At 44.7% G+C, this 12076-nt stretch carries 8 protein-coding genes; 3 read left to right on the top strand and 5 right to left on the bottom strand.

Translation table 11 applies throughout. The features are described 5' to 3' along the window. The 3 genes from RG47T_RS07385 to uvrA form a co-directional block, all read left to right on the top strand. Nucleotides 1-797: ATP-grasp domain-containing protein (locus RG47T_RS07385; RefSeq protein ID WP_216351024.1), on the top strand; the 797-nt coding region annotated here is incomplete at its 5' end. Nucleotides 798-802: 5 nt separating this feature from the next. Beyond that, on the top strand, nucleotides 803-1831 hold the full coding sequence (locus RG47T_RS07380; protein WP_074488822.1) for an LLM class flavin-dependent oxidoreductase: 1029 nt from the start codon (nucleotides 803-805) through the stop codon (nucleotides 1829-1831). A gap of 351 nt (nucleotides 1832-2182) precedes the next feature. Then, nucleotides 2183-4696, top strand: a complete 2514-nt coding sequence (gene uvrA, locus RG47T_RS07375) for an excinuclease ABC subunit UvrA (RefSeq protein ID WP_074488821.1) — start codon at nucleotides 2183-2185, stop codon at nucleotides 4694-4696. A gap of 86 nt (nucleotides 4697-4782) precedes the next feature. On the opposite strand, the gene RG47T_RS07370 is transcribed toward uvrA, so the two are convergent. From RG47T_RS07370 to RG47T_RS26655, 5 genes are all read right to left on the bottom strand, one after another. Further along, nucleotides 4783-5931, bottom strand: a complete 1149-nt coding sequence (locus tag RG47T_RS07370; RefSeq protein WP_074493225.1) for a beta-1,2-mannosidase — start codon at nucleotides 5929-5931, stop codon at nucleotides 4783-4785. 90 nt (nucleotides 5932-6021) lie between these two features. Then, on the bottom strand, nucleotides 6022-7029 hold the full coding sequence (locus RG47T_RS07365) for a LamG domain-containing protein (RefSeq protein ID WP_074488820.1): 1008 nt from the start codon (nucleotides 7027-7029) through the stop codon (nucleotides 6022-6024). Nucleotides 7030-7047: 18 nt separating this feature from the next. Further along, nucleotides 7048-8553 carry a RagB/SusD family nutrient uptake outer membrane protein gene (locus RG47T_RS07360; protein WP_083627331.1) on the bottom strand — a complete coding sequence of 502 codons (1506 nt, stop codon included), beginning with the start codon at nucleotides 8551-8553 and terminating at the stop codon, nucleotides 7048-7050. 18 nt (nucleotides 8554-8571) lie between these two features. Next, a complete protein-coding gene (locus RG47T_RS07355; protein ID WP_083627330.1) occupies nucleotides 8572-11676 on the bottom strand; it encodes a SusC/RagA family TonB-linked outer membrane protein in 3105 nt (1034 codons plus the stop codon). 267 nt (nucleotides 11677-11943) lie between these two features. Further along, nucleotides 11944-12076 (bottom strand): hypothetical protein (locus RG47T_RS26655; RefSeq protein ID WP_253187559.1); only part of this gene is annotated, 133 nt, incomplete at its 5' end.

Below are 12076 nucleotides of genomic sequence, written 5' to 3'. Positions count from 1 at the left end.
ATGGGATACAGGGAACTTTTTATACCCTTAACTATTTAAAATACCTGGAAAATAAAGGTGTACGCGTACTTAACGGCTACCAAGCCTTTACTTACGAAACTTCCAAAGCTTTACAATTACTGCTATTAGAAGAGCTGGGGATTAAGTATCCAAAATCAAGAGTGGTTAATCATGTATCGCAGGTACTAGCAGCCACCGAAGGTTTACGTTTCCCTATTGTTATTAAAGCCAATATTGGCGGCAGCGGTGCAGGCATCGAGAAATTTGATTCGCTGGAGCAGGTACAAGAAGCCGTAGCTAATAATCAGGTGGATTTCGGTATAGACCATACCGCATTAGTACAGGAGTTTATCCCCGCTCGCGGCGGTTACATTACCCGTGTAGAAACTTTGGGCGGCAAATATTTATACGGCATCAGGGTTTACACCAACGGTGAAAGCTTTAACCTGTGCCCTGCTGATATTTGCCAAACCACCACCGGGCAAGAATTGGTACGTAATGCCTGCGCACTTGATGCCCCTAAAAATGGTTTGCGGGTAGAAGCCTTTACCCCATCAGACGAGATCATTGCAAACATTGAAGCCATTGTGCAAGCCAGTAAAATAGATGTTGGCGGTATAGAATACATTATTGACGACCGCGATGGCGAAGTGCTTTATTACGATATAAATGCACTATCAAATTTTGTGGCCGATGCGATAAATGTAATCGGCTTTAACCCGCACGAAAAGCTGGTTGACTTTATTGAGCAGGAAATTACTGCAGTAAACGCTAAAGAAGAAACTTATTCAATCTAACAAATATGAGATACGGATATTGGTTACCGGTTTTTGGCGGCTGGCTGCGTAATGTAGAAGATGAGCACATGCAGCCCACCTGGGATTATGTTAAACGCCTGGCCATCAGAAGCGAAGAAATTGGTTTCGACCTGGCTTTGATAGCCGAGCTAAACCTCAATGATATTAAGGGAGAAGAAGCACCATCGCTGGATGCATGGTCTACCGCTGCGGCCTTGGCTGCGGTTACCAACAGACAAGAGCTAATGGTTGCTGTAAGACCCACCTTTCATAACCCGGCTTTGCTGGCTAAACAGGCTGCAAACATTGATCACATCAGCAATGGCCGGTTATCCCTAAACCTGGTTTCGTCCTGGTGGAAAGACGAGGCAGAGAAATATGGTGTTCATTTTGAACAGCATGATGATCGCTATGCCCGCTCTGCAGAATGGCTGGAGGTATTGGATAACGTTTGGAAGAAAGACCATTACACCTTTGAGGGTAAATACTACAAGGTAAATGATAATATATTACAACCCAAACCCATCTCTGGCCCCCGCCCTCCTATTTATGCGGGTGGCGAATCTGAGACTGCAAAGGATCTGATCTCGTCGCGCTGCGATGGCTATGTAATGCATGGAGATTCGCCCGAGTTGATTGGCCGCCGCATTGCCGATATGAGCGAACGCCGCGATAAAAAAGGTTTGCCACCCATGCAATTCGGCGTTGCCGCATATAGCATTATCAGAAATACAGAGCAGGATGTAAAGCAGGAACTCGACCGGATCACTAATGTAAAAGAGGGTTCATCAGGCTATAAAAATTACCAGCAATGGCTGTCGGGAACACAAATGGAACAAACGGTTTCCCTGTACGATTACTCTGTTTCCAACCGGGGATTAAGAAGCGGATTGACCGGCACACCCGCACAAGTTCAAGACAGAATCGGTGCGTTCGAGAAGGTCGGCGTTAATTTTTTCCTGCTGCAATGCAGCCCACAGCTGGAAGAAATGGAACGCTTTGCTGAGACCGTAATCGGGAAGGTTTACGCCTAATTAAGCTGTTGTTTTAGCTTATAACCCGTGTTATTCCCTTACTTAAATAAGTAAGAGAATAACACGGAGTTTTTCACATAATTACAGTACTCTGCTACATTACTGCACTCATCAGCTCTAATATTTAGCTTATTAGAACTACTAATTATTAATGCCGCTGGGCGAACTGCAATTTTATTCTTAAGGTAATTTCACAATTTACCAGGCACCTCAAAGTCGGCACCTCCGGCGCATCACCTTTGCAAAAAGCTTAAACATTTTCTGGTTTGCCAAACAAAAGATGCCGCCGGTACCTTTTGCTTTTAACTTATTATCGGTATTGACAAAGGCCTATTTTTGGCGGCATAATTTATGGCAAAACATTCAAAGCAAGGCTTCGTTACTGTTCGTGGTGCGAGAGAACATAATTTAAAAAATGTTGATCTGGATATCCCCAGGGATCAACTGGTGGTTTTTACAGGGGTATCCGGCTCGGGGAAATCATCACTGGCATTTGGCACTTTGTATGCAGAAGCGCAGCGGCGCTATCTGGAGTCTGTTTCTCCTTATGCCAGGCGCTTGTTTAACCAAATGTCTATCCCAGAGGTAGACGAGATTGAGGGCCTGCCACCCGCTGTTGCTTTGCAACAACAACGAGGTGCGGTTTCAACCCGCTCTTCGGTAGGCAGTGTAACCACTTTATCTAATTTACTGCGCATGCTGTATTCGCGCGCGGGCGACTATCCCGATGGGCAGGGCATTATTTACGCCGAATCCTTTTCGCCCAACACACCCGAAGGTGCCTGCCCCGAATGCCATGGCCTGGGGCGCGTATACGAGGTTACAGAAAAAACCATGGTCCCCAATGATGCCTTAACAATCCGCGAGCGTGCCATTGCTTCGTGGCCATTGGCCTGGCAGGGGCAAAACCAGCGCGATATACTGACCACGATGGGGTATAATGTAGACATCCCCTGGAAAGAACTCCCAAAGAAAGACCGCGACTGGATACTGTTTACAGAAGAAACGCCAAGCGTACCCGTATATGCCGGCTATACTACCCAAGAGGTACAACGGGCCATTAAAAACAAACGGCAGCCCGACTATATGGGCACCTTTACCGGTGCCAGGCGCTATGTGCTGCACACTTTTGCGCATACCCAAAGCCAGCTCATGAAAAAACGGGTTGCCCAGTACATGATTAGCAGCGAATGCCCGGTATGTAATGGCAAACGTTTACGGCGGGAGTCGTTGTCTGTAAAGTTTGGCAAGTACGATATAGCAGATATGGCCCGGATACCGCTTGCAAAATTACAAGCTATTTTTGAGCCTTATGCAGCCGGTATAGCTAATGCCGGTCATCCGGAAAAGGCAATCGTGTCTCAGCGGATTGCCGCAGACTTTCTTGGCCGACTTAATGTAATGCTCGACCTTGGTTTGGGCTACCTGACCTTGGAACGTAGTACACCTACCCTATCGCCGGGAGAACTACAACGTTTGAGATTGGCAACCCAGGTACGATCTAACCTGTTTGGAGTAGTTTATGTTTTGGACGAGCCATCGGCAGGTTTGCACCCGGCCGATACGGAAGCATTACTCCGCGCCCTGGACCGCTTAAAAGCTTCGGGCAACAGTATCTTTGTGGTGGAGCATGAGATTGATGTGATTAGGCATGCCGACTGGATTGTAGATGTTGGCCCTGCCGCCGGCGAAAAGGGCGGTTATGTATTATACAGCGGTTTACCGGAGGGTTTGCGGGATGTTGAAGAATCGCTCACAAGGCATTATATTTATGATAACCATAAGATTTTTCACCCTGACCCGCGAACGCCACAAAACTGGTTAAAGTTGGAAGGTGTGACCCGTAATAATCTCCATAATTTAAATGTCGCGTTTCCTACAGGTGTGCTCACCAGTGTTACCGGTGTTTCGGGCTCCGGTAAAAGCAGTTTGGTGAGCCAGGTACTGGTAGAATTGGTGGCAAACCAACTGGGCCAGCAAATAGATATTTCGACAGATACCGAAGGTGATGCTTTAGAAAAGACAGAAGTGGTAACTTTAGGCGGGCAAATTACCTCCGGTATGCAGGGCATTAAACGCTTGGTAGTGGTAGATCAGAAACCGATTGGCCGGACTCCCCGCTCTAACCTGGCCACATATACCGGCTTATTTGACCATGTACGCAAGCTGTTCGCAACAACCAAAACCGCAAAGGAGCGAAAGTACGATGCCGGCCGGTTTTCTTTTAATGTAGTAAAAGGCCGTTGCCCGCATTGTGAAGGCGAAGGCTTTGTAATGGTAGAGTTGTTATTTTTGCCCAGTGTTTATACGCCCTGCCCTACCTGCAACGGTACCCGGTATAACCCCCAAACGCTTGAAGTTAAATATAAAGACAAAAATATTGCCGAAGTACTGGGCCTTACAGTTGACGATGCTGCCACTTTTTTTGATGAAGAGCCACAAATTTCGCGGGCTTTGGAGGTTGTTAAACAGGTAGGCTTGGGCTACCTGCGCTTAGGGCAACCCGCTACAGAACTTTCGGGTGGCGAGGCCCAGCGTATTAAACTGGCCACAGAATTGCAAAGGGCACAACATGGTAATACGCTTTATATTTTAGATGAGCCCACCACCGGCTTGCATCCATCTGATGTGGAGAGGCTGATGACCCAGTTAAACAAATTGGTTGATGCCGGTAATACCGTAATTGTGGTAGAGCACGATATGCACGTAATTGCAGAGAGCGACTGGATTATTGATGTAGGCCCTGGTGCAGGCGAAGATGGCGGTAAGGTAGTCGCCACGGGAGCGCCCCTGCAGATCGCCAAAATAAAGGGAAGCAGAACAGCGCCCTATCTTGCAAAATACCTGAAGGGGGTAATTAAATAAAGAAAGGCTGCCCAGCTGGCAGCCCTTCTTTATTTAATCAATTATTTACAGAGGTTACACCTGTGATTAATATTTAGATGCATTGATTAATTAAGCGGATCGGGAAGTGCCGGATGGGCAGGATCATAGATAGCCACCGCTACCCTCGAATCGGCACAACCATAGTATAGAAACCATTTTTTGTGGAAAAATACCATGCCTTCTATAAATACAGTACCGTTAACATATTGCCCGCTTTTTTCAAAAGCTTCCATTGGGCGTAAAAATGGTAAATCCAAACGGGTAATGGGTTTAGATGGATCATTCTTATCAAACAAGGCCTGACCGGCGCAGTAAGAGTTACCATTGAAGCGCTTATCGCCATCGTCTCCGGCTTTATTTTTGCCGTTGTAAAAAAGTATAATTCCTTTATCTGTCCATATGGCCGGTGGGCCGCATTCGGTTAATTCACTATCAAAAAACCCTTTCCTTGGCGATATTAGCTCTTTCAATGTACCATCGGTGTTGGTAAGCGGTTTCCAGTCTACCAGGTTATCAGAGGTTGCCGCGTAAACATGCAGTTCGCCCCAATACATCCAGTACTTCCCGTTTATCTTGGTAACTATTTGCTTACCCCCTACCACTTTCGTTAATATCGAAGCCGATTTATGGGCTATGTTTAAAAACTTTCCATTGTAGGCATCTTCAAATATAGGGCCGTGCTTGGTCCAGTGTTTCAGGTCTTTCGAGGTAGCAACACCCAACCGGGGCACGTCACGGTTCCATTGGGTATAAAATACAACGTAAGTGCCTTTGGCTGTAACCGCTACGCGCGGGTCTTCGCAACCACCTGGCCATTCATATTTTTTCTGGCTATCATTAGCCGGATAAAATACCGGTGTATGGCTGCGTTTAAAATGCAACCCATCTGTGCTTGATGCATAGCCCAAACGCGAAGTGCGGAAACCAATGCCCACACCCGATTTATCTTCGGCACGATATAAAACCACAATTTTATTATTAATAAGCGCAGCCGCAGGGTTAAAGGTATCATTAGATTCCCAACGGACAGCCTTATTTAAAACCGGGTCTGTAAATTGAGAAGTACTGTCAGGCGAGATAATAGGGTTAACGCTGGCAGGCCTTTTAAATCCACCGAATGCCCAATCGGGTAAACGGTTTTGCTGCGCTATAGCACTGCCGGAAATTACCAGGAATACTGCAAGGCATTTAACAAAGGCAGTAACGTTTTTCATATACATAGATGTTTTATTTTCTTTTTTAGAGTTGCATTTAATTATTAAACCCGCAGCAATATAAATAGCTGCGGGTTTTGTTTATACTAATTAAAGTGTGTTTTCGATAGTAAAGATGGATAGTACTTCAGCATCGCTCAAGGCCCGGTTGTAGAACCTGATGTCATCTAAAGAGCCTTTAAAATAGTTGCTGCCCTTCATGCTTTTTGGTAAATTGTTTCCAATGATCAGGTTTACCGGTGTTGGAAGCGTAATCGGCGTACCGGTTACTGCAGCCGTTTTAACCAGTTTATCGTTCACGTAAAACTTCATGGTTCCGTTGGTGTATGATACCGAAATAAAGGTCCATACATCCTGCGGCACAACGCCAGGGTTGCTATCCACATCATGGTAACCATCATTTGCATGGATGGTAAGGAACAGAAAGTTACCGCCTTGCAGTTGAAATTTAAAGCCATTGTAATCATTCAGCGAAAACATGTAGTTATTCGGGTTGGTTTCGTGGCGTTTAACCCATAAGCTTATGGTAAACTCTTTCGGGTTAAGGTCAGTTGTGTAAGGCACTTCAATGTTAGCACCATTCTGAAAATCATAAGCATTGTTAGGCCGGTTAAAACGGTCGGCTATGGCGGATGGTAAAGTGTTACCATCGGTAGCGCCTGTGTAACCGGTCATTAAAACACCGTTATGGTTATGTCCCGAAATGTCATTAGCATTGCCTGCAAAGGTCCATTGGGCAATCAGGTTGGCAACAGAAACATCCTGAATTAAGCGCGCCTGGTAAGCCGTAACGGCGCGGGTAAGGTTTGCCGTAGCATTATCTACTTCGCGTTGGCTGTACTGGGTTGATGTTTTGGTGGCAGTTGCCAGGTTAATAGCTGTTTGCAAAGCAGCTTTTGCGCCAATTGCATAAGTGCCCGGCTTGCTGCCTTCCGTTGTGGTAGCATACAGCGTAGTAGCAGACGCTATTGCGGCGGTTATGGCCGCTTCATCTGGGTTAAAAACCTCTTGTTTAGCGTCCTTTTTGCAGGCGGCCAGGTTAAGCAGCAGCGCAATGGCTAATAAAACCAAACCTGCATATTTTTTATAAGTCTTCATGACGTTCAAATATTTTAATTATAAGCCTAATAAACGATTAGTTTGACGCTCGCTTTGCGGTATCGGGAAGAACTTGTTGGTTGTATAATTAAAGTTCGGGCTATCTTTTAAAGCAGCAGTAGCATACGTACTACCATAGCGGATGATGTCATAGAAACGGCCAAACTCTAACGCCAGTTCAGATCTTCTTTCCTGGCGGATCGCATCACGCAGGCTGGTTTGGCTGGTGGTAGTAATATCAGGCAATAAACCTGCAGGCACAGTTGCACTGCCCAGCGTGGTATCATATAAATAACTTTCGCGGGCGCGTTTCCTGATCTTATTAAGCGGCACCAAAGCGCCCGCACTATTGCCAGACTCATTCAGTGCTTCGGCCTCAATCAGCAAAACATCTGCAAAACGGATGGCTTCTACATTTAAGTTACCATCGCCACGGGTTGAGGTAGGCACTTCAGACAAAGGTTGGATTTGTTTCTTGCTCATGTAACCGGTATTGCTCCACGTTGGGTCATAAGCTACGTCAAAATAAGTATGGCCTGCACGTGCAACGGTATAATCTAAACGTGGGTCAACCACGCCGGAAGGTGATTTTTCGAAGTTATCAACTAAACTTTGTGTCGGGTTAAAAAAGCCGTAACCGTTTAACGCACCACGTGGGGCAAAAGCCTGGTTAAGGCCGTTACCTTGTTTAGGGGTTAGGTTGGCAGTATGAAGGATAGAAAAAATCGCTTCGGTATTATTTTTAGTGGCCGAGCTAAAGTTATCAGTAAACTTGTTGGTTAAGCTATAGATGCCTAAAGCTTCAACCTGTTGTGCTGTTGAGGCAGCAAGCGCCCATTTTTGCTCAAACAAATAGGTTTTAGCTAATAGCGATAGGGCGGCTCCTTTTGTAGCACGGCCTAAATCGGCACCGGTCCAGGTGTTTGGCAATGCGGCAGCGGCTTCTGTGCAGTCTTTTTCTATTTGTGCATAAACCAGGTTTTGTGCTACCGCAGGGGCTTGCAGGTTATCGGCGGTAGCCACTTGCAAACGCAGCGGGATAGCACCATAGCTGTTTGTTAAAGTGAAATAGTAAAAGGCCCGTAAAAATTTAGCCTGTCCAACTAAAGTTGCCTTGCTGGCATCGGCCACGGCTTTATTAGCATCAGTTAAACCACCAATTACGAAGTTAGCTTTTGAGATCCCATCGTAATAACGGCTCCAAACACCCTCAACTGCAGAGTTGGTTGGCAGAATATCGAAGTTATTTATCCTGTCAATATCAGCCTGATCGCCTGCCAGCCCGCCTTTTACAGCATCATCAGATGATACATCGCCCAAAACCCAGGTTTCGTTAGAGAATGCGTCGCTGTAGTTAAGCGGAACGTAAGCTGCAGTTAATGCAGAATTAGCGTTAGCTACCGACGAAAAATAAGTGCTTGCCTCGTAATTTCCCAAAATGGGTTGATCTAACGATTTTTTACAGCTGCTTGCCGATAAAACAAGGCTGCCCGCTATCGCTATATATATGTATTTCTTTATCATGTTTTTAAATGTTAATGGTTAAAAGTTTGCGTTGATACCTACTGTATAAGTACGTGCAGACGGATATGTACCCCAATCAATGCCAACCGCCTTCACACCGTCGCCGGCTGAGTTACTGTTGGAGTAGATCTCAGGATCAATACCGGTATATTTAGTAACAGTAAACACATTTTGCGCACTTACAAAGAACCTAACCGATGATAATTTAATTGCTTTTAAAACATTGTTGCCTAAAGTATAACCTAACTGCACGTTTTTAAGGCGCAGGTAAGAACCACTTTCCAGGAAACGGGTTGATGGCTGTTTGTTATTATTAGCACCATCCCATGATAAGCGTGGAAACTCGTTGGTGCTTCCTTCGCCTGTCCAGCTTTGGGTTGCAATACGTTCAGTTACGTTAAATGCGCGGTAAAAACCTTCAATATCTGTATTAACCTGGTTATAAAGTTTGTTGCCGTATACACCCTGAAAGAAAAGACTTACATCAAATTTGGCATATGAGAAATTAGTTGTTAAACCATAGGTTAATTTAGGGATCGGGCTGCCTACATAGTCGCGGTCGTAATTATCAATTACCCCATCCGGTACACCGTTAGGGCCACTGATATCTTTAAACATAACATCGCCAGGCTTTATGCCAGGGCCCTGGTAGGCGTGTGTAAATACTTGCTGTGCGTTCTGGAAAATGCCCTCTTGTTGTAAAAGGTAAAATGAACCTACAGGATGGCCAACTGCAGATTGTGTTGCGTAATAGTTGTTATCAACACGCCCGCCCACTAATGGCGATCCGTCTGCTAAAGAAGTTATCCTGTTTTTAACGGTAGCAAGGTTACCCACAATCTCGTATTTAAATTTGTGGTTGATGCTGTTTTTGTAGCTAATCTCCAACTCAAAGCCCTGGTTACGCATTTTACCTGCGTTAACATAAGCGCTGCCCGCGCCACCTGCACTCGAAGGTTTCTCTGGGTTTAGCAACATGCCTGAGGTATTTTTGATATAGTAATCGGCAGAGATAGATAGTGCGCTATCAAATAAACCGATATCTAAACCAACATCTGTTTGTGTACTTGTTTCCCATCTTACATGAGGATTACCCAAAAGGGTGATCGCATTACCCTGGTTACTTGCACCGCCAAATGGGTAGAAACCCGCAGGTGAAACCAATGTAGCATAACTATAGTTGCCAATTTCCTGGTTACCCAACTGGCCAACACCGGCACGTAGTTTTAACAAACTGATTGGTTTGATATCTTTTAAAAACTCTTCCCGGTCTAATCTCCAACCTAATGAACCTCCAAGGAAGTTACCATATTGGTTGTTAGGATCAAGTCGCGAAGATCCATCACGCCTGAAGTTAAAGGTAGCTAAGTACTTGTCATCGAATGCATAGTTTACGCGGCCGAATAAGGAGAATAAAGCCCAGTGGCTTTGACCGCTGCCGTTTAACGCCGTTGAAATTAAGCCGTTATCAAGGTACTGAAATGCAGACCCCTGGTTAGAGAATGTGGTACGTGATGCACTTAGCGCCTGGCTGTTGCTCTTGATTAATTCGGTACCTACTAAAAAGTTAAATACATGTTTCTTGGCAAGTGTCCAGTCGTAAGTGGCGGTATTGGTCCAGTTGTAGTCAAACTGGTTTGCGTTTGATTGTGCCAAACTGTTTGGGGAGTTCAGGAACCTATCGACACCCCATGTAGCAAAAAATTGCTTATAATCTGTAATTACGAAGTTGGTACCAAAATCACTCTTGATCTTTAAATTTTTGATCGGGTGTAATTCGATGAAGGCGTTGCCCAACAAAGAGTAGCCATAAAAGTTACGGTCATAGTTATCAGCAAAACCTACCGGGTTTAAGCCGTCGCCAAAAAACTGTGGATTAGCCGGGATATCTACAAACTGACCGTTGGCATTGTAAACAGGTGTAGCAGGTGTACGGAACAAAGCGTAGCGTAAAACGCTGGCACCGGGGTTGCCCGAGCCAAAACCATCGCCGGAGGTACCTACCTGGCGGTTTTTTGAATAGCCTAAGTTGATGTTGGTACCTACGGTAACATATTTAGAGACGTTGCTGTTGATTGCGGTACGCAGATTTAGGCGATCAAATGATGAATTTTTAATTAAACCATTTTGGCCGAAATAGTTGGCAGATACCAGATAAGTAGTATTATCATTACCACCACTGATTGATGCCTGCACGTTGCTGATCGGTGCTGGTTTAAGCACTTCTTTCTGCCAGTTTACATCGGGTAAACCAGAGTTAATTATACTTGCAGGAATCAGCGCGCGGCCATCATTGGTAGCTGCGGTGTTATAAGCTGCAATATACTGGGCTGTATTAGCCATTTTAATTAAGTGCTGCGAGGTTTGCACACCTGTGTAAGCATTTACGTTTACCTTAGGCGGGCCGTTTTTACCTTTTTTGGTAGTAACTAAAACCACGCCGTTTGATGCACGCGCACCGTATATAGCTGCAGATGATGCATCTTTCAGCACGCTGATACTTTCGATATCGTTAGGCGAAATTTCATTGATACCATTGGGGGTTGGTACACCATCTATCACATAAAGCGGGCTGTTATTATTGATAGTACCTATACCCCGGATGCGGATATTGATACCATCGCCGGGCGCACCTGTATTTTGCGTAACCGCTACACCGGCAGCTTTACCCTGCAAAATTTGGTCGGCACCGCCTACAGGCAGGTTGGCAATATCACTGGCTTTCACGCTCGATACTGCACCGGTTAAGCTGGCTTTCTTTTGCGTAGCATAACCCACAACAAGTACTTCATTAAGGGCGCTGCTGGTTTGTGCCAGTTTAATCACCATCGGCTCTTCAAATGTTGCAGCGATAGTAACAGATGTATATCCCACACTCTTAACTTCTAAAATAGCGCCATCATTGGCATTTATTTTAAAGTTTCCGTTAATGTCGGTAGCGGCACCCTGGGTGGTGCCTTTGATTTGCACCGTTGCCCCAATCAGAGTTTCGTTAGTGGTGCCATCAATTACTTTACCGGTAATTGCTTTACTCTGCGCCTGGCTTTTAAAACAGCAGCAGAGCATAATGAGAAAGCAGGAGACTGTAGCTTTCCATTTCATGTTAAAAGTAAAATCAATCATAAGCGAATTAAATATTTGTCTTTAGGTTAATAGCCGGATAAGATTTAAGTATATCGGTTGAAAATATACCACCATACGAACAATACATTTAAAAATCGGGGAAAGCTTAAAAGCCAATATTGATAAACAGATATAAATAACTGTATATCAATATTATAAAATGGCTATGCTAAATAAATAACACAGAAAAGCATATCGCAGATTTAAATTGGTTTTCAAACCTAGAAAAACTAAACGGTTTTAGCAAATTAATAAAAAATATATTTTCTACATTTTTTTTAATGAAGATGCTCTGATTATTAACTCGGGGTTAAGTACAATTTTAGTTGCTGCAGTAGCCTGCGAGCTCTCATTCGTCATATTGGTAAATAAAACATCTATCAAATTTTCTGATAAATTT

The organism is Mucilaginibacter polytrichastri (assembly GCF_001911425.1).
In the GTDB taxonomy this organism is placed as follows: domain Bacteria; phylum Bacteroidota; class Bacteroidia; order Sphingobacteriales; family Sphingobacteriaceae; genus Mucilaginibacter; species Mucilaginibacter polytrichastri.
This window is presented reverse-complemented; position numbering and strand designations above follow the sequence as displayed.